Annotated in this window: 21 protein-coding genes and 1 tRNA gene; 8 read left to right on the top strand and 14 right to left on the bottom strand. The window is 68.8% G+C overall.

All coding sequences use genetic code 11. The annotated features are described in order from the left end of the window. Positions 1-5: 5 nt before the first annotated feature. Both KF887_04170 and KF887_04165 read right to left on the bottom strand, forming a co-directional pair. A complete protein-coding gene (locus KF887_04170) occupies positions 6-341 on the bottom strand; it encodes a hypothetical protein (protein QYK42329.1) in 336 nt (111 codons plus the stop codon). A gap of 60 nt (positions 342-401) precedes the next feature. Continuing rightward, positions 402-1013, bottom strand: a complete 612-nt coding sequence (locus tag KF887_04165; GenBank protein QYK42328.1) for an FMN-binding negative transcriptional regulator — start codon at positions 1011-1013, stop codon at positions 402-404. Between the two features lie 62 nt (positions 1014-1075). On the opposite strand from KF887_04165, the gene KF887_04160 reads away from it, so the two are divergent. Then, positions 1076-1654: a peroxidase-related enzyme gene (locus tag KF887_04160; GenBank protein QYK42327.1), complete on the top strand. Its 579-nt coding sequence runs from the start codon at positions 1076-1078 to the stop codon at positions 1652-1654. Between the two features lie 248 nt (positions 1655-1902). Here the strand turns inward: KF887_04160 and ykgO are convergent, their stop codons facing one another. Further along, the gene (gene ykgO, locus KF887_04155; GenBank protein QYK42326.1) at positions 1903-2028 is read right to left on the bottom strand and encodes a type B 50S ribosomal protein L36; all 126 of its coding nucleotides are present in this window, start codon (positions 2026-2028) and stop codon (positions 1903-1905) included. A 69-nt stretch (positions 2029-2097) separates the two neighbouring features. Next, a tRNA-Val gene (locus KF887_04150) sits at positions 2098-2172 on the bottom strand. A 150-nt stretch (positions 2173-2322) separates the two neighbouring features. Between KF887_04150 and KF887_04145 the strand changes: the two genes are divergently transcribed. After that, the gene (locus KF887_04145; protein QYK42325.1) at positions 2323-3186 is read left to right on the top strand and encodes an N-formylglutamate amidohydrolase; all 864 of its coding nucleotides are present in this window, start codon (positions 2323-2325) and stop codon (positions 3184-3186) included. 8 nt (positions 3187-3194) lie between these two features. Here the strand turns inward: KF887_04145 and KF887_04140 are convergent, their stop codons facing one another. From KF887_04140 to gpmI, 4 genes are read right to left on the bottom strand one after another with little or no spacing between them, the layout of a single operon-like run. Next, positions 3195-3683 (bottom strand): RNA pyrophosphohydrolase, encoded by a 489-nt coding sequence (locus KF887_04140; protein ID QYK42324.1) that lies wholly within the window; start codon positions 3681-3683, stop codon positions 3195-3197. 4 nt (positions 3684-3687) lie between these two features. Continuing rightward, positions 3688-5034, bottom strand: coding sequence for a S41 family peptidase (locus KF887_04135; GenBank protein ID QYK42323.1), 1347 nt, complete (start codon positions 5032-5034; stop codon positions 3688-3690). After that, on the bottom strand, positions 5031-6161 hold the full coding sequence (locus KF887_04130; GenBank protein ID QYK42322.1) for a peptidoglycan DD-metalloendopeptidase family protein: 1131 nt from the start codon (positions 6159-6161) through the stop codon (positions 5031-5033). Before KF887_04130 ends, KF887_04135 begins: the two co-directional genes overlap by 4 nt. Beyond that, positions 6158-7678 carry a 2,3-bisphosphoglycerate-independent phosphoglycerate mutase gene (gene gpmI, locus KF887_04125; protein QYK42321.1) on the bottom strand — a complete coding sequence of 507 codons (1521 nt, stop codon included), beginning with the start codon at positions 7676-7678 and terminating at the stop codon, positions 6158-6160. The genes KF887_04130 and gpmI overlap by 4 nt, the downstream gene beginning before the upstream one ends. Positions 7679-7901: 223 nt before the next feature. Between gpmI and KF887_04120 the strand changes: the two genes are divergently transcribed. Then, positions 7902-8345: a cytochrome c gene (locus tag KF887_04120; protein ID QYK42320.1), complete on the top strand. Its 444-nt coding sequence runs from the start codon at positions 7902-7904 to the stop codon at positions 8343-8345. A 35-nt stretch (positions 8346-8380) separates the two neighbouring features. On the opposite strand, the gene KF887_04115 is transcribed toward KF887_04120, so the two are convergent. Beyond that, positions 8381-8647, bottom strand: a complete 267-nt coding sequence (locus KF887_04115) for a hypothetical protein (GenBank protein QYK42319.1) — start codon at positions 8645-8647, stop codon at positions 8381-8383. Between the two features lie 158 nt (positions 8648-8805). On the opposite strand from KF887_04115, the gene KF887_04110 reads away from it, so the two are divergent. Next, positions 8806-9936, top strand: coding sequence for an S-(hydroxymethyl)glutathione dehydrogenase/class III alcohol dehydrogenase (locus KF887_04110; protein ID QYK42318.1), 1131 nt, complete (start codon positions 8806-8808; stop codon positions 9934-9936). Positions 9937-10220: 284 nt separating this feature from the next. Beyond that, the gene (locus KF887_04105; GenBank protein ID QYK42317.1) at positions 10221-11267 is read left to right on the top strand and encodes an AbrB family transcriptional regulator; all 1047 of its coding nucleotides are present in this window, start codon (positions 10221-10223) and stop codon (positions 11265-11267) included. Positions 11268-11274: 7 nt separating this feature from the next. Here KF887_04105 and KF887_04100 read toward each other — a convergent pair whose 3' ends face one another. Next, on the bottom strand, positions 11275-12117 hold the full coding sequence (locus tag KF887_04100) for an EAL domain-containing protein (GenBank protein QYK42316.1): 843 nt from the start codon (positions 12115-12117) through the stop codon (positions 11275-11277). Positions 12118-12241: 124 nt separating this feature from the next. Between KF887_04100 and KF887_04095 the strand changes: the two genes are divergently transcribed. Together KF887_04095 and KF887_04090 are read left to right on the top strand one after the other, a co-directional pair. Then, positions 12242-12820, top strand: coding sequence for a DNA-3-methyladenine glycosylase I (locus KF887_04095; protein QYK42315.1), 579 nt, complete (start codon positions 12242-12244; stop codon positions 12818-12820). A gap of 54 nt (positions 12821-12874) precedes the next feature. After that, a complete protein-coding gene (locus tag KF887_04090) occupies positions 12875-13744 on the top strand; it encodes an EamA family transporter (protein QYK42314.1) in 870 nt (289 codons plus the stop codon). Positions 13745-13787: 43 nt separating this feature from the next. On the opposite strand, the gene KF887_04085 is transcribed toward KF887_04090, so the two are convergent. From KF887_04085 to KF887_04075, 3 genes are all read right to left on the bottom strand, one after another. Further along, entirely contained in the window at positions 13788-13955 is a 168-nt protein-coding gene (locus KF887_04085; GenBank protein QYK42313.1) for a DUF465 domain-containing protein, read from the bottom strand. A 91-nt stretch (positions 13956-14046) separates the two neighbouring features. Next, positions 14047-14832 (bottom strand): methyltransferase, encoded by a 786-nt coding sequence (locus tag KF887_04080; protein ID QYK42312.1) that lies wholly within the window; start codon positions 14830-14832, stop codon positions 14047-14049. Beyond that, entirely contained in the window at positions 14829-15044 is a 216-nt protein-coding gene (locus KF887_04075) for a DUF2007 domain-containing protein (GenBank protein QYK42311.1), read from the bottom strand. Before KF887_04075 ends, KF887_04080 begins: the two co-directional genes overlap by 4 nt. A gap of 57 nt (positions 15045-15101) precedes the next feature. Here KF887_04075 and KF887_04070 point away from each other — a divergent pair, with 57 nt between their 5' ends. Next, positions 15102-16103, top strand: coding sequence for a polyprenyl synthetase family protein (locus KF887_04070; GenBank protein ID QYK42310.1), 1002 nt, complete (start codon positions 15102-15104; stop codon positions 16101-16103). A 10-nt stretch (positions 16104-16113) separates the two neighbouring features. On the opposite strand, the gene KF887_04065 is transcribed toward KF887_04070, so the two are convergent. Beyond that, the gene (locus KF887_04065; protein ID QYK42309.1) at positions 16114-16506 is read right to left on the bottom strand and encodes a hypothetical protein; all 393 of its coding nucleotides are present in this window, start codon (positions 16504-16506) and stop codon (positions 16114-16116) included. Between the last annotated feature and the right edge of the window lie 81 nt (positions 16507-16587).

Here is a 16587-nt window from a genome sequence, read left to right as displayed (position 1 = left end):
GTCGCTCAGGCTTTCCCGTTGGTTCCGCTGTCCCTGCCGGGGTCGTCGCCCAGGCGGCGCAGGCGCAGGCGGCCCATCGCCGCCAGGTCGATCTCGATCCCGCCGCCCTGCCAGCGGATCACCCGGCGCAGGCGCATCGCGGCATTGCGCTGGCCGTCGCGGTCGCGCGGGGCATGGGCCGCCAGCCCGTCACCCAGATCGTCCAGCGCATCCTCGGCCCGCTGGTCGGTGCGGCCGCGATGCGCTGCACGGCGCAGCGCCCAGACCGCCGCCCCCGCCACGCCCGCGCGCAACGCCCAGACGGCCAGTGTCGGCACGGCGGCGGCAATGGGCAACGGCATGGCGGATCCTCCCTGTTGTCCTGCGATGCTAGGGCCGCCGAAGGCGCGGGTAAAGCCCGGTCATTGCCCCCGCAGCAACCGCGCGATCCCCTCGGCGCCCAGCCCCAGGGGCGCCCCCGCGATGCCCCGCGCCGCCCCGGCGCGTGCCTCCTCGGGCTTGTTCTGGTTCAGCTTCACGGTGCCGTCGACCGTCGCGACGACCAGCCGGAACGGCAGGATGCCGCGCATCATCCGCTCCATGATGCCCTCGGTCATCTTGTCGGCAACCCAGGGCCGCTTGGGCGCCAGCCGCGCCTCGAACGCGGCCGACACGCGGTCCAGATGCGGGCGCAGCGCCTCGGGCGGCAGCGGTTCCAGCACGCCCCGCAGATGCACCGCCACATAGTTCCAGGTCGGCACCTGATCGGGCAGCCCGTACCAGTCGGGCGAGACATAGGCATCCGGCCCCGACACGATCATCACGGCGGGCAGCGGCAGCGCCGCCCGTGCAATCGGGTTCGACCGCGCCAGATGCAGCGTCACGGCCCCGCCCCCGGCATCGACCTCGAACGGCACATGTGCGGCCAGCGGCCCCTCGGGTCCGTTCACCGACAGCACGCCAAAGCCGCGTTCCCGGGCGATCTCCAGCGACTGCGCGGCGGATGTCTGGCGGAACACGGGGTTCGGGTGCATGCTGGGCCTCCTGTGCGGCTGGCGCAGTCATGCACGCGGCCGCAGCCCAAGGAAAGCCCGCGATGACCCCGCCCCACGTCCCGCAGCCCACCGCGCTGAACCTGCCCCCGGCCGACCCGCCCGAGGATGACATCGCCGCCTATTTCGCCAGATGCACCGACAGGCTGGGGCTGATTCCCAACGTCCTGCTGGCCTATGCCTTCGATGCCGCCAAGCTTCGCGCCTTCATGGCGATGTACAACGACCTGATGCTGGCCCCCTCGGGCCTGACCAAGGCCGAACGGGAAATGATCGCGGTCGTGGTCTCGTCGCTCAACCGCTGCCACTATTGCCTCGCCGCGCATGGTGCGGCGCTGCGGCAACTGACCGGCGATCCCGCGCTGGCCGAAACCGTGGCGCAGAACTGGCGCGCGGCCCGGCTGGACGCAAGGCAACGCGCCATGCTGGCCTTTGCCGAGAAGATGACGACGGAAAGCCACCGCATCGAGGACCAGGACCGCGCCGCCCTGCGCGATGCGGGCTTCTCCGACCGCGACATCTGGGACATCGCGGCGGTGGCCGGCTTCTTCGCCATGTCGAACCGCATGGCCTCGGCCACCGGCATGATGCCGAACGCCGAATATCACGGGATGGCGCGATAGGTCGCCGGGCGAAGGTCAGGGCGTCAGGTCGGGCCGGTCCTTGCTGCCGGGCGGGCCCTCGGCACCCCGTGACAGGCCGAAGCAGGAGACCGAATCCTTACCGAAAGGTAAAGATGCAAGGGTCAACCCATTGCTTTCATTGGAACAAAAAAATGTCCCACGGTGGGACGCCCCGGCGCGCAGCCATCGAAAAGGCCGCCCCGGTATCCCGGTGGCGGCCTGTTCTGTCCCTCGCGGAAAGACGGCACTCAGCCCTGGCGGGCCTTGTAGCGCTTCTGCGTCTTGTTGATCACATAGACGCGGCCCTTGCGGCGCACGACCTGGCAATCGCGGTGACGCGTCTTCAGCGAGCGGAGCGAGTTGGCGACTTTCATGTCTGCCCTCCTTCTTCGCGGCGCAACCGCGCCAGATGGAAACCGATGCCCCCTTGCGGCGGCGGTGAATGGTGGGCGGTACTGGGATCGAACCAGTGGCCACTACGATGTCAACGTAGTGCTCTACCGCTGAGCTAACCGCCCACGACAACCCCGGACCCGCCCGCACCAAAGAAAACGACGCGGGCGGAACCGCGTCGACGTGTGGGCTATAAAAGGTTGCGCGGGGGCGCGCAAGAGCTTTTGGAAACCCGCGAAACACCGCTATATGGGATGAAGGACTGCGGAGCGCGCATGACGGACGAGGCCTTCACCCTTCATCTTCCCCGGCAGCGCACCTCCTGCGCGGTGTTCTCCTCGCCGCATTCCGGACGCCACTATCCGGATGATTTCCTGTCCCGCAGCCAGCTTGACCCGCTGACCCTGCGATCCTCGGAAGATGCCTTCGTGGACGAGCTTTTCGCCGACGTGCCGGCGTTCGGCGCGCCGCTCCTGGCCGCCCGCATGCCCCGGGCCTGGATCGACCTGAACCGCGCCCCCGACGAGCTTGACCCGGCGCTGATCGAGGGGGTGGGCCGCGCCGCCCACAACCCGCGCATCGCCTCGGGCCTCGGGGTGATTCCGCGCGTGGTGGCCAACGGTCGCGCGATCTATGGTGGCCGCCTGCCCCGGGCCGAGGCCGAGGCGCGCATCGCCCGCGTGTGGCACCCCTATCACGCGGCGCTGAAGGGCCTGCTGGACGGCGCGCTTGCCGGCTTCGGGCAGGCCCTGCTGGTCGACTGCCATTCCATGCCGCACGAGGCGATCGAGGCCCACGCCCGCCCCGGCCAGCCGCGCCCCGAGGTGGTTCTGGGCGACCGTTTCGGCGCCGCCGCCGGGCGGGACCAGATGGACCGGATCGAGGCGGCCTTTGCGTCGGCCGGGCTGCGGGTGGCCCGCAACGCCCCCTTTGCGGGCGCCCATATCGCCCAGGCCTACGGTCGCCCCTCGCGCGGCTGCCACGTCGTGCAGGTCGAGATCGACCGCGCGCTCTACATGGACGAGGCCCGCGTGGCAAAGCGCCCCGACTTCGACGTGTTCCGCCAGATCATCGCCGGCATCGCCGCCGACATAGCGGGCGGGGGTGCGGCCCTGTCGGCACCCCTGGCAGCCGAATAGCGGGCCCGTCAGGCCAGATGCGGCCGGAACGCCGCGATCACCTGTTCATAGACTGCGCGCTTGAAGGGCACGATCCCTGAAACCAGATCGTCGGCCCTGACCCAGGCCCAGGCCGAGAACTCCGGGTGTTCGGTCTGGATCCGGATCTGGTGATCCTCGCCCAGGAACCGGTAGCAAACCCACTTCTGTTTCTGCCCGCGATACTTGCCGCCCCAGACCTTGCCCAGCAGTTCGGGCGGCAGGTCATAGGTCAGCCAGCCCTTCATCTTGTCCAGACGCTTGACCAGACGTTTCGGGATGCCGGTTTCCTCGCCCAGTTCCCGCAGCGCGGCCGCGCCGGGCTTCTCGCCCTCGTCGATGCCCCCTTGCGGCATCTGCCAGGCGGGCAGCGGGCTGTCCAGCCGCTGCCCCGCCCAGATCAGACCGTCCTTGTTCACAAGAACCACCCCCACGCAGGGGCGGTAGGGCAGACCCGCTGCCGCATCGGCGCCGGTCATCGCGTCACTTCTGGTCGTTCTGGTTCATGACCGAGAGGCCCTTGATGATATCCACCGCATAGGCCAGCTGATAGTCCTCGTCCCGCAGCTTGGCGGTTTCCTCGGCGCGGGCGCGGTCGGCCTCAAGCAGCATCCGCTCATCCTCGGTCATCGAATCGTTCGACAGGGCGCCGCGCAGTTCGGCCTCGGTGCGGCCGCGCGGGGCCGCCGCAGCCTCGGCCTCGGCGCTGCCCGCGGGCGGGCGGGGCGGTTGCTGAACGATGATGTCGGGCGCCACGCCAAGCGCCTGGATCGACCGGCCGGAGGGCGTGTAGTAGCGCGCCGTCGTCAGCCGCATGGCACCGTCGCCGCGCAGCGGAATCACCGTCTGCACCGATCCCTTGCCAAAGCTCTTGGTCCCCACGACGATCGCGCGGCGGTGGTCCTGCAACGCCCCGGCCACGATTTCGGAGGCCGAAGCCGAACCGCCGTTGATCAGCACGACCACCGGCTTGCCGCCGGTCAGATCGCCCGGCGTCGCGTTGAACCGCTCGCCATCGCCCGCGCTGCGGCCACGGGTCGAGGTGATCTCGCCCTTGTCGAGGAAGGCGTCGGACACCTTGATGGCCTGGGTCAGTAGGCCGCCCGGGTTGTTCCGCAGGTCCAGCACGATGCCGGCCACCTTGTCGATGCCGCCCAGTGCCTCGACCTCCTTCTTCAGGCCGGACTCAAGGCCGGGGAAGGTCTGGTCGTTGAAGGTGGTCACGCGCAGGACCACCGTGTCGCCCACGCTGCGGGTGCGCACCGCCGTCAGCTTGATCGTGTCGCGGATGATCGACACGTCGAAAGGCTCGGTGATGCCCTGCCGCACGATGGTGATGATGATCTCGGACCCGACCGGGCCGCGCATCATGTCGACCGCCGAGTCGAGCGTCAGGCCCAGCACGGATTCGCCGTTCACATGGGTGATGTAGTCGCCCGGCTCGATCCCCGCCGCGGCCGCCGGGGTATCGTCCATCGGCGTCACGACCTTGACGAACCCCTCTTCCTGCGTGACCTCGATGCCAAGACCACCGAACTCGCCTCGCGTCTGCACCCGCATGTCCTGGAAATCGTCCGCCGCGAGGTAGGACGAATGCGGATCGAGCGAGGTCAGCATCCCGTTGATCGCGGCCTCGATCAGCTTTTCGGTATCGACCTCTTCGACATACTGGTTGCGGATGCGTTCAAAGATGTCGCCGAACAGGTCGAGCTGTTCATAGACCGTGCTGTTGCGCCTGGCCTCCTGCGCGACCAGCGGTCCTGCCACCTGCGTGGTCAGAACGACCCCGGCCACAGTGCCGCCAAGCGCGGCCATCACGAACTTTCTCATTGTCGGTCCTGATCTCCCCAGTCGGCGAACCATGGGGCCGGATCTTCCGGCCGGGTGCCGCGTCGCATCTCGATATAAAGCGTTTCCGTTTCTCGCGCACCAGTGCCCTCGACACCGGCGAAATCCTGCCCGGCGGCATCCGCGCCGCCCATGAGGCCCAATGCCGTGCCTTCGGCGACCACGTCGCCGGTTTCGCCGAACACCGATCCGAGCCCCGCGAGTATCAGAAGATAGCCGCCGCCCGGCTCGAGGATCATCACATTTCCGTAGTCCTTGAGCGGGCCACGATAGCGGATCGTGCCTGCGGAAGGTGCCGTGACAAGCGCCTGAACACGGGTGGCCACCGTCAGGCCGGGGCGGCGCACCCCTGCCGCATCGGCCTCGTCGGCGCGGCGCAGCAGCGTGCCGCGCACCGGCGGGGGCAGGCTGCCCCTGCGCGCCTCGAAATCCGGCAGGGGCGCCACGCCTTCGGGCAGCGGAGGCAGCCCCGAGGCGAAGGCGTCAAGCGTTTCCGCCCCTGCGATCAGGGCCGCCATTGCGGCGGCGTCCTCGGTGATGGGCGGCGGCAGGGCGGTGCGGTCACTGATCGCCTGGCTGAGCGCGATGCGCGCCTCCTGCACCGTGGCCAGACCATCGGAAAGCGTGGTGGCGGCGGCGGTCTGCAACGTGCGCAGATCCTGCAGTTCTGCCAGTTCGCTTCGCAGATCCTCGACCTCGGCCTGAAGCGCGGGCGTGACGTCGGACAGCAGCATCCCCGAGCGGACGGTGCCGAGCGGCCCGGCCGGATGCAGCAGCAGCAAGGGCCCCTGCTGCGCCTCCAGTTGCGCGAGCACCCCGAGAAGCTGGCCGACCCGGGCGGATTCCGCATCAAGGCGAAGGGTCAGTTGCGTTTCACGCAGCCGGGCCTGACGCAGCGCCTCGCGCAGGGCGGCAAGGCCACCCTCGTAGGCCCCTATGGTCCGGGTCAGCGCAGCGACACGGTCGCGGGCACCCTGGGCAGCGTCGAGGTCGCGGATCACCTCCTGGAACTCCGCCGCCGCCTGCGCCGCCTGTTCCGCCACCGTCTGCGCACCTGCCGCTTGCGGCACCAGTGTCAGGAGCAGGGTGGCAAGGGCTGCACGGATCATGAAAGGATAAGGCTCCGTCCTGTCATCTCCGGGGGTTGCGGCAGCCCCAGCAGCGCCAGCAGCGTGGGCGCCAGATCGGCCAGCCGACCCGGGCGCAGCGTGGCACCGGGCGGGCCACCCGTCAGGATCACCGGCACCGGGTTCGTGGTATGCGCGGTATGCGGTCCGCCAGAGACGGGATCGACCATCATCTCGCAATTGCCATGGTCGGCGCAGACGACCATCGCCCCCCCTGCGGCGCGAAGCGCCGCGACGGCGCGGCCAAGTCCGGCATCCACCGCCTCGCAGGCGGCAATCGCGGCAGGCAGGCTGCCGGTATGGCCCACCATGTCGGGGTTGGCGTAGTTCACGACGATCATATCGTAGCCCTGCCCAATGGCTGCGACCAGATGATCGCTGACCTCGGCCGCGTTCATCTCGGGTTGCAGGTCATAGGTCGCGACCTTGGGGCTGGGCGCCATGTGCCGTTCCTCGCCGGGGAAGGGTTCCTCGCGCCCGCCGTTCAGAAAGAACGTGACATGGGGGTACTTCTCGGTCTCGGCCAGCCGGAACTGGCGCAGGCCGTGCGCAGCCACCCATTCACCCAGCGTGTTGCGGATGTCCTGCTTGGGATAGGCGGTGGTCATGAAGCGGTTGTGCGCGGTGGAATAGTCCACCATCCCCAACATCCCGGCCCAGACCGGGCGGCGCCCGGCGTCGAAACTGTCAAACACGGGATCGCCGAGCGCCGAAAGGATCTCTCGCGCACGATCCGCGCGGAAGTTCAGGCAGAACATCCCGTCACCATCCCGCGCGCCGGCGTAGCCCGCGATGACCGTGGGCGCGATGAATTCATCCGTCTCGCCCCGGATGTGGGCCGCAGCGACGGCGTCCATCGCGCCGGATGCGGCCGCACCCTGCCCGCGCACCAAGGCGGCAAAGGCGCGCTGCACGCGGTCCCAGCGGTTGTCGCGGTCCATCGCCCAGTAGCGGCCGATCACCGTGGCGACCCGCGCCCCGACGGGCAGCGCCCGCAACAGGTCGGCCATGTAGCCCGGGGCAGAGGAGGGTGGCACATCGCGCCCGTCGGTGATGGCGTGTACCCAGACCGGCACACCCTGCGCCGTGATCGCACGGGCGGCCTCGACCAGATGGCGGATGTGGCCATGCACCCCGCCATCGGACACGACACCGACCAGATGCGCGCAGCCGCCGCTGGCGCGCAGCGCCGCGATGAAATCCTCAAGCGCACCGTTGCGCCGGAACGCACCGGTTTCGACCGCAAGGTCGATGGCGCCCAGATCCATCGCCACCACGCGCCCGGCCCCGATGTTGGTGTGGCCAACTTCGGAGTTTCCCATCTGCCCGGTCGGCAGCCCGACATCGGGACCATGCGTGATCAGCGTGGAATGCGGGCATGTCGCCATCAGCGAATCAAATGCCGGGGTGCGTGCCAACGCCGGGGCATTTGCAGTGGTGTCGGGTGAAACGCCCCAGCCGTCGAGGATGCACAGAACGACAGGGCGCGGCGCGGTCATGGCGGTCTCCTTCCGGTCGCGTCCGTTCTAGGGCCTGCCTGCGCCCCCCGCAACCGCAGGCAGGACCCCGTCATCGGTCATGCCCGATCGCTGACATTCGCGTGAGACGGCGCCGTTGTGCGACATGGTCACTTTCGCAGCCCGGGGCCAGGGCTATGGTCGAAGCAGCGGCGCCCCAATGCCGCAAAGGCGCCCCGCGCGGCGCGCAACAGCAGAGGTAGCTATGAAGATCGCCACCAAGACACTTGCCATAGCGATGGCCCTTGCCGCCACCGTTGCGATGGCCAAGGACGGCACGCAGGACCCGACCGTGAAGGCCCGGCAGGACCTGATGGGAACCATCGGGATGAATGTGAAGACGCTGGGCGACATGGCGGGCGGCAAGGCGCCCTTCGACGCCGCCGCCGCCGGTGCCGCACGCGAGGCTCTGGTGGCCGCATCGGCGGATATCGGCCCGAAGTTCGAGACTCAGGCCGATGATCCGATGTCGGAGGTGATCGTCGACAAGGTCTGGGCGAACTTCGAGGACTTCAAGGCCAGGGGCATGGCGCTCAACGCGGCGGCGACCGCGCTTGATGTCACCTCGGTCGAGACGCTGCAGGCCGGCATGGGCGCCGTCGGTGGCGCCTGCCGCGACTGCCACACCGAATACCGCGCCAAGCGCTGACGGCCTTCGGGCGCCCGTGGCCGGGCGCCCGCTTCTCAGCCGCAGAAGACGCGGGCGACCCGTTCGGTCGCATTGATCTCGATGTTGAGCCGGTCCTCCCGATAGTCCATGGTCACCGCCATACCGGGCCGCAACACGCGGGTCGGGGCAGCAAACGTCATGGCGGCAAGGGCCGAGGCGGGCTGCCCCACCAGATCCTGGAGGGCGGCTGCCCCGCAGGCGTCTGGCGCCGGGGTGGGCGGCGGTTCGACGGTGCAGGCCGCGATCAGGGGGACGGCGGTCAGAACAAGCAGGGCGCGCATGGAAACCTCCGGGTTGCTGGCGTCTCGATACTCATCGTTCATTCGACGCGAGCCGGACGCCGATCCTTGGAACCGATGTTGCGGGGTGGACACAAGCCGCGATCCGCCGCAGTTTCGGCACGAAACGACAACACGCCAGAACACAGGGAGGTTCCCCCATGCGCACCCGCGCTGCCGTTGCCATCGCCGCCGGAAAACCGCTGGAAGTCATGGATGTGAACCTCGAAGGGCCGAAGGCAGGTGAAGTTCTGGTCGAGATCAGGGCGACCGGCATCTGCCACACCGACGAGTTCACCCTTTCGGGCGCCGACCCGGAAGGCATGTTCCCCGCCATACTGGGTCATGAGGGGGCCGGGGTCGTGGTCGATGTGGGGCCGGGCGTGACCAGCCTGAAGCCGGGTGACCATGTCATCCCGCTCTACACCCCCGAATGCCGGGCGTGCCCCTCTTGCCTGTCGCAGAAGACGAACCTCTGCACGTCGATCCGGGCCACACAGGGCCAGGGCCTGATGCCCGACGGGACAAGCCGGTTCTCCATGCTCGATGGCACACCGATCCTGCACTACATGGGATGTTCGACGTTCTCGAACCACACCGTTCTGCCCGAGATCGCACTGGCCAAGGTGCGCGAGGACGCGCCCTTCGACAAGATCTGCTACATCGGCTGCGGCGTGACCACGGGCATCGGCGCCGTGATCAACACCGCGAAGGTCGAGATCGGGGCGAAGGCCGTGGTGTTCGGGCTGGGCGGAATCGGGCTGAACGTCATCCAGGGCCTGCGGCTGGCGGGTGCCGACATGATCATCGGCGTGGACATCAACAACGACAAGAAGGCGTGGGGCGAACGCTTCGGGATGACCCATTTCGTCAACCCGACCGAGGTCGAGGGCGATCTTGTGCCCTATCTCGTGAATCTCACGAAAACCCCCTTCGACCAGATCGGTGGCGCGGATTACAGCTTCGACTGCACCGGCAACGTGAAGGTGATGCGCGCCGCACTCGAATGCACCCATCGCGGCTGGGGGCAGAGCATCATCATCGGCGTGGCCCCCGCCGGCGCGGTGATCGAGACGCGGCCGTTCCAGCTCGTCACCGGTCGCATATGGAAGGGCACGGCCTTTGGCGGCGCGCGGGGGCGGACGGATGTGCCGAAGATCGTGGACTGGTACATGGACGGCAAGATCGAGATCGACCCGATGATCACCCACACCCTGACGCTGGACGAGATCAACAAGGGGTTCGACCTGATGCATGCCGGGGAAAGCATCCGGTCGGTCGTGGTCTATTGATCCAGGGCCTTGTCGGCAGAAGGCGCGCGCATGCCTCGCATCGCGCGCGCCCGCCGCAGGATCCGTGGCCCCACAGCGATTCGTGCTGATCCGCCGCCGCTTCGGCGGCCGGGCGTGTCACATCCTGGGTCCGGTCTGCCGTGCCCTGCCGGGCGTGGCCGGTATCAGGGCGCCGTTGAGCCCGATCCCGCAACGGCGGGATTCGGCATCGCCGCTGTCACTCCATGATCGCAATGCCGCAGCATGGGCTTGCCCCTGCCCGGATCGGCCGCTAGCACGAGGCCATGCCGGTTTCCTCGCTGCCCTCGATCCTGCTGGCGCTTGCCCTTGGCGCCCTTGGCGGGACGGTTTTCTGGTGGCTGACGCTGCCCCTGCCCTGGATGCTGGGCGCGCTGAGCGCCACCCTGGTCGCCGCAGTCGCGGGGGCACCCATCCGCGCACCCGAGCGGTGGCGCGATCCGGTCGTGGTGGTGATCGGCGTTCTGCTGGGGTCTGGCTTCAGCCCCGAACTGATCGGCCAGGTCGCGACCTGGGCCTGGTCGCTCGCGGCGCTGGCGCTGTATCTGGCGATCGCGGCCGCGATCGTGGTGCCGTTCTATGCCCGCGTCGGCAGGTTCGACCGGATCACCGCCTATTATGCGGGCATGCCCGGCGGCCTGGCCGAAATGATGATGCTGGGCCGCGCGGCGGGGGGTGACGACCGCAAGATCATCCTTGCCCATGCCGCCCGGATCGTCGTGACGGTCGCGGCCATCGCGTTCTGGTTCCGGGTCATCGAAGGCCAGGCCGTCGGGTCGAACCCGGGTGGGCAGCCCCTGCGCGACATGGCGTCGGCGGACATCGCGCTGCTTGTCGGCTGCGGTCTGGCGGGTGCCGCAGCGGGGCGACTGCTGCGCCTTCCGGCGCCGATGCTGGTGGGACCCATGATCCTCTCCGGGGCGGTGCATCTGGCCGGGCTGACCCACAGTGCGCCGCCCGGAGGGCTGGTGATCGCGGCCCAGGTCATGCTCGGCACCATCATGGGTTGCCGGTTCATCGGCACGCCGGCCAGAGCCGTGGCGCGGGCCCTGATGCTGTCGGCGGTGGCCACGCTGATGACCTTTGCGGTCGCCCTGGTCTTCGCCGTGGCACTGCGCGCCTGGGCCGGGCTGCCGATGGACCAGGTGGTGCTGGCCTATGCGCCCGGCGGGCTGACCGAGATGAGCCTCGTCGCGCTGGCCATCCACGCAGAGGTCGCCTTTGTGGCGCTGCACCACGTGGTGCGGATTGTCATGGTGGTGACGGCGGCCCCGCTGGTGCTGCGCTTCCTGGTGGGCAGCGCAGGGCGGTAGCCCGTGGTCAGGCCCGGCGTCGGCGGGCCTGATCCTCGGCCCAGGCCGGGCGCACGGTGGGCGCGCCGAAAAGATAGCCCTGCATCGCGCCGATCCCCTCAGCCTGAAGCCAGGCGGCGTCCTCTGGCGTCTCCACGGCCTCGGCGACCGTGACCATGTCGAAATGCCGCCCCACCGACATCAGCGCCCGCGTCAGCGCCTGGTTGTCGGCATCGCGCGCGATGCCGCTGGTGAACTGGCCGTCGATCTTCAGGATGTCGAAGAAGAAATCGCGCAGATACCGGAACGACGTGTAGCCCGACCCGAAATCGTCGAGCGCAAAGGCCACCCCGGTCGCCTGAAGGTCATCCATGAAGGCGGTCACGATTTCCGGCACCAGCATGGCCGAGCTTTCGGTGATCTCCAGGATGAGCCGCTCGGCAACCGTCGGGTCCGCCGACAGACCGCGCCGGAGCACACGCATCCAGCGGGGATAGCCGATCGACCGCGCCGACATGTTCACCGCCAGACGCAAGTGCGGATGCGCGGCCAGCGCCGCAAGACCCATGTCGAGCGCCGAGCAATCGATCTGGCGCCCGATCTCGGTCGCCTCGACCGCACCGATGAATTCCCGCGCGGGAATCACCCGGCCCGTCGGGTCAAGGACGCGGATCAGGCCCTCGTGAAACGCCACGCGATCAGGTTCCGCGCCCATCACCACGGGTTGATAGGCGAGGCACAGTCGCCCCTCATCCAGCGCATCCCGCACCATGGCGATGGTCTGCCTGTCCTGTTCGGCAATGGCGGCGGCAAGCGGGCTCGCCTCATCGCGCGTCATGTCCGCCAGTGGCCTGCGCCTGTCGCCCCGCATCGCATCCCTCCGCCGTTGTCGGGGCAGGTCCCCGCACCTCGCCAGCCTTGCCGAACGGCAGTAAACGGCTGGTAAATTTTCTCAGTTTGTTCCAGTTTTACCGAACTTGTTCCGAGGACGCGCGATGCCCGAGCCCACCCCACGCTGCCCATGGTGCGGCGAAGATCCCTTGTATGTGGCCTATCATGATACCGAATGGGGCGTGCCGCAGCGCGATCCGCGCGTCCTGTGGGAAATCCTGGTGCTCGAGGGGTTTCAGGCCGGGCTGTCCTGGATCACCATCCTGCGGAAGCGCGAGAATTTCCGCCGCGCCTTTGCGGGGTTCGTCCCACATGTGCTGGCGGATTGGGGCGAGGCAGACACGCAGCGCCTGCTGTCGGATTCCGGCATTGTGCGACATCGCGGCAAGATCGAGGGCACGTTCGCCTCGGCCCGGGCCTGGCTGCGTCTGCAGGAACGGGGCGGCTTTGCCCCCTTTGTCTGGTCCTTTGTCGATGGCCGCGCGGTTCAGGGCGACCGGGCGGCGATGAACGAGGTGCCCGCCGTCACGCCGGCCGCGCAGGCCCTTTCCAGGGCCCTGAAGGCCGAGGGGTTCGCATTCTGCGGACCGACCATCGTCTATGCCTTCATGCAGGCGGCCGGCCTGGTGAACGATCACCTTGTCACCTGCCACCGCCACGAGGTCGTGGCGAAGATGGGCTGAGGCGGGCCCTTGTGGTCCGGCGCAGGGCGGGGCAGGAACGTCGCCGAGGTGCGAATGACACATCCCGACAACCGACGCCGCGCCACGATCATCGGCTTTTCCGCCGTGCTGATGTGGTCGCTTCTGGCCCTGATGACGGTTGCGACGGCGCCGGTTCCACCGTTCCTGCTGAACGCGCTGACCTTCGCAGTCGGGGGGGCGGTCGGGCTGGTCTGGGTGGCGCTTGGGGCGGGGTTCGGCGTGCTGCGGCAGGTGCCGTGGCCGGTCTATGCGTTCGGCACGCTGGGGCTGTTCGGATACCATGCGCTGTATTTCTCGGCGCTTCGGCTGGCGCCGCCTGCCGAGGCCGGGCTCATCGCCTATCTCTGGCCGCTGCTGATCGTCCTGCTGTCCGGCCTGCTGCCTGGCGAGCGGTTGCGGCCCGCGCATCTGGCCGGCGCGCTGCTGGCTTTCGGAGGTGCCGCGCTGCTGGTGCTGCGCGGGGGCGCCGACTTCACGGCGGGCGCGGCGCCGGGGCTGGCGCTGGCATTCCTTTGCGCGCTGACATGGGCGGTCTATTCGGTGGTTTCGCGCCGGTTCGGCAGGGTGCCCACCGAAAGCGTGGCGGTGTTCTGCCTGGCGACGGCCGCGCTGTCGGCGGTGGTTCACCTGCTGGCAGAGACACCGGCATGGCCGGACGGCGGGGCCGGATGGGCGGCAGTGGTGGGTCTGGGCCTCGGGCCGGTCGGGCTTGCCTTCTTCACCTGGGACGTGGGCATGAAAAAAGGCGACATCCAGATGCTGGGTGTCGCCTCTTACGCGGCGCCGGTCCTGTCAACCCTGGCGCTCGTCGCGGCCGGGCGCGCCGATGCGACGCCAACCCTGGCTGTCGCCGCCGCGCTGATCGCGGGTGGCGCGCTTCTGGCCGCGCGCGGCGGGCGATAGCCGCCCCCCGCGACGGACGTCAAAATCGCGCAGGCGGCAGGGTTCAGTGCTGCGACAGGCGGGCGATCTCTTCCTTCAGCTTCAGCTTCTGCTTCTTCATCTCTGCGATACGCAAGGCATCCGACGCGGGTGCTTTCTGTTCCTTTTCAACCAGTTCGGAGAGAGATTCATGCTTGCGGCGCAGTTCCTGCAGGTGCGAAGCGATGGTCATGCGTGTCCTCCTCTGATGTGAAAGCCATATGACGAGTGGATCACAGAGCCCGAGTCGTGTCACGCCAAACCGGAGGTTGATCGCGTCGAATTCAACCGAACCGGCGGATCGCCGCACCATCGCGCAGAACGCCGCGCGCTTCATCGGTATAGTGTTCGCGGTCGCCCTGATGCGCCTCGCCCGCGTGCAGGATCAGGGGCGCCAGAAGGCGGAACGCGGCCCGCCCGCCCTTGCGTGCGCGCAGGATCACCCGCACCGCACCCCGCCCCTCGCGCGGGGCCAGTGGCAGCAGAACGGCCGACCCAAGGCGCCCGTCGCCTTCGATCGCCGCCAGGGCGGCAGGCGTCCGATCCGCACCGACGATCATCGTCATCCATCCGCCGGGCCGAAGTCGCCGGGCGGCCGTGGCGATCCAGACGGCAAGGGGTGTCTCCTCGCGCAGCGCCATCTCGCGGCCCAGGTCGGCCGCCGGCGAGCCCGCGCCGGGGGCATAGTACGGCGGGTTGGCGATGACATGGTCGAAATCGCGGCGCACCGCAGGTGGCAGAGCGGCGACATCTCCTGTCTCGACCTGCATCGCTATTCCGTTTCGCGCGGCATTGGCCCGCGCAAGCACCGCGTAGCCCGGCTGCACCTCGACCCCGACCAGCCGCAGGTCCGGCACCCGGATGCCCAGGCACAGTGCCGCCGCACCCGCCCCGCAGCCCAGGTCGAGAACCGCCTGGCCCGGCTCTGCGGCGCAGGCGGCCGCAAGCAGCACCGGGTCGGTCGCCGCACGGTATCCGGTCGCCGGCTGCCACAGCCGAAGCCGCCCGCAGAGAAACGCGTCATCCGTCAGAGGCCCCAGCCCGTGCCCCTGGGGTGCCGCGCCGGTCATAGGCCGGTCGGGATGCCGTTGTCGGCCATGACCGCGCGGGCGACAAAGAAATCCTCGTCCCGTACCATCAGGCGGCGCGGGAAGGCGCCGACCCCGCCCTCGAGGATGCTCATGTGGACGTCCAGCGCGAAGGTCTCTATATCCTCGCCGGACAGAAGCGCGCTGGCCCAGGCGATGACGGTCGGATCGGTAGTGCGCAGAAGCTCTTTCATACCGACGAGATAGGGGGCCGCGGCCCGGCTGTCGAGCGGTCCTTCGGGGGGAACGTCATGGGTCTCGACCAGCCTGCAAGCAAGCCACACGACCAGTTGGCGGCGCACCTGGCCGGTGACATGGACGCGGTCACGCGGCTGATCCGCGACCGCATGGCCAGCCGCCACGCCCCGCGCATTCCCGAGGTGACAGCGCATCTTGTCGAGGCGGGCGGCAAGCGGCTGCGCCCGCTGCTGACGCTGGCAGCGGCGCGGATGTGCGGCTACGACGGAGACCATCACATCCGCCTGGCCGCAACGGTGGAGTTCATTCACACCGCGACACTGCTGCATGACGACGTGGTGGACGAAAGCACGCGGCGGCGGGGGCGGCCAACGGCCAACCTGCTGTGGGACAACAAGTCGTCGGTCCTGGTGGGCGACTACCTGTTCGCACGCTCGTTCCAGCTGATGATCGAGACCGGCAGCCTGCGGGTTCTTGATATCCTGGCCAACGCCTCGGCAACCATCGCCGAGGGCGAGGTGCTTCAGCTGACGGCGGCGCAGAACCTTGCCACCACCGAGGACATCTATCTGCAGGTCGTGCGCGGCAAGACCGCCGCCCTGTTCTCGGCCGCGACCGAGGTCGGCGGCGTGATCGCCGGAGCATCCGAGCCGCAGGTTCGCGCGCTGTTCACCTATGGCGATGCCCTCGGCATCGCGTTCCAGATTGCCGACGACCTTCTTGACTACGGTGGATCGGACACCGCGATCGGCAAGAACACCGGCGATGATTTCCGCGAGCGCAAGGTCACACTGCCCGTCATCAAGGCGGTGGCCCGCGCAACCGGCGAAGACCGTGCCTTCTGGCAGCGGGTGATCGAAAAGGGCGATCAGCGCGACGGCGATCTGGAACAGGCCCGCGCGATCATGGCCCGCCACGGGGCCATGGAGGCCGCGCGGACCGATGCCCTGATGTGGTCGGATCGGGCGCGAGCGGCATTGGCCGTGCTGCCGGAACACCCGATCCGGGCAATGCTGGACGATCTGGCGGACTATGTGGTGGCCCGTCTGCGCTGAGCCCGATGACTCAGCGCGCCCGCGCCTCGATCGCCGCAAGGAACAACACGACGGCCGCCTGCGCCAGCACGAGCACCACCCCGACGACGGTAGGGGTCAGACTGCCGATTCCCAGGGCAACGGCGATGCTGGCGACCACCCAGGCGACATTGCCCAGGATGATGACCTTCGCCGGCCAGCCCGCCCCCAGCCGCCCGACGGCCGTGGCCGCCATGAAGGCCGCTACGGGAAGCAGCATCAGCCCGGCGGCCAAGAGAAGCCCCCGCGGCAGGCCAGTGATTGCGGAAAGCTGCCCGGCGGCCAGCAGCAAGAGCACCCCGCTGCCCAGGCAGGCGGCGCAGTCGATCCAGAGGATGCGGCGCAGCCTGGGCCCGGGGGCGGCAATCATGGCACTATCGGTCATCGCAGGTCTCCTTTCGATGTGATGTCATGCGGCGATCGTGCCAAGCGCCGCCGCCGCCCGTCGATGACCTGAGAGGTCATT

Source organism: Paracoccaceae bacterium (assembly GCA_019454225.1).
Lineage (GTDB): Bacteria > Pseudomonadota > Alphaproteobacteria > Rhodobacterales > Rhodobacteraceae.
The sequence above is the reverse complement of the archived record's forward strand: the minus strand, read 5'-3'. Positions and strand labels throughout refer to the sequence as shown.

Bases quoted from the DNA above. Each gene is read 5' to 3' on its own strand.
- KF887_04170 (QYK42329.1), bottom strand. From the start codon at position 341: ATGCCGTTGCCCATTGCCGCCGCCGTGCCGACACTGGCCGTCTGGGCG.
- KF887_04165 (QYK42328.1), bottom strand. From the start codon at position 1,013: ATGCACCCGAACCCCGTGTTCCGCCAGACATCCGCCGCGCAGTCGCTG.
- KF887_04160 (QYK42327.1), top strand. From the start codon at position 1,076: ATGACCCCGCCCCACGTCCCGCAGCCCACCGCGCTGAACCTGCCCCCG.
- ykgO (QYK42326.1), bottom strand. From the start codon at position 2,028: ATGAAAGTCGCCAACTCGCTCCGCTCGCTGAAGACGCGTCACCGCGAT.
- KF887_04145 (QYK42325.1), top strand. From the start codon at position 2,323: ATGACGGACGAGGCCTTCACCCTTCATCTTCCCCGGCAGCGCACCTCC.
- KF887_04140 (QYK42324.1), bottom strand. From the start codon at position 3,683: ATGACCGGCGCCGATGCGGCAGCGGGTCTGCCCTACCGCCCCTGCGTG.
- KF887_04135 (QYK42323.1), bottom strand. From the start codon at position 5,034: ATGAGAAAGTTCGTGATGGCCGCGCTTGGCGGCACTGTGGCCGGGGTC.
- KF887_04130 (QYK42322.1), bottom strand. From the start codon at position 6,161: ATGATCCGTGCAGCCCTTGCCACCCTGCTCCTGACACTGGTGCCGCAA.
- gpmI (QYK42321.1), bottom strand. From the start codon at position 7,678: ATGACCGCGCCGCGCCCTGTCGTTCTGTGCATCCTCGACGGCTGGGGC.
- KF887_04120 (QYK42320.1), top strand. From the start codon at position 7,902: ATGAAGATCGCCACCAAGACACTTGCCATAGCGATGGCCCTTGCCGCC.
- KF887_04115 (QYK42319.1), bottom strand. From the start codon at position 8,647: ATGCGCGCCCTGCTTGTTCTGACCGCCGTCCCCCTGATCGCGGCCTGC.
- KF887_04110 (QYK42318.1), top strand. From the start codon at position 8,806: ATGCGCACCCGCGCTGCCGTTGCCATCGCCGCCGGAAAACCGCTGGAA.
- KF887_04105 (QYK42317.1), top strand. From the start codon at position 10,221: ATGCCGGTTTCCTCGCTGCCCTCGATCCTGCTGGCGCTTGCCCTTGGC.
- KF887_04100 (QYK42316.1), bottom strand. From the start codon at position 12,117: ATGCGGGGCGACAGGCGCAGGCCACTGGCGGACATGACGCGCGATGAG.
- KF887_04095 (QYK42315.1), top strand. From the start codon at position 12,242: ATGCCCGAGCCCACCCCACGCTGCCCATGGTGCGGCGAAGATCCCTTG.
- KF887_04090 (QYK42314.1), top strand. From the start codon at position 12,875: ATGACACATCCCGACAACCGACGCCGCGCCACGATCATCGGCTTTTCC.
- KF887_04085 (QYK42313.1), bottom strand. From the start codon at position 13,955: ATGACCATCGCTTCGCACCTGCAGGAACTGCGCCGCAAGCATGAATCT.
- KF887_04080 (QYK42312.1), bottom strand. From the start codon at position 14,832: ATGACCGGCGCGGCACCCCAGGGGCACGGGCTGGGGCCTCTGACGGAT.
- KF887_04075 (QYK42311.1), bottom strand. From the start codon at position 15,044: ATGAAAGAGCTTCTGCGCACTACCGATCCGACCGTCATCGCCTGGGCC.
- KF887_04070 (QYK42310.1), top strand. From the start codon at position 15,102: ATGGGTCTCGACCAGCCTGCAAGCAAGCCACACGACCAGTTGGCGGCG.
- KF887_04065 (QYK42309.1), bottom strand. From the start codon at position 16,506: ATGACCGATAGTGCCATGATTGCCGCCCCCGGGCCCAGGCTGCGCCGC.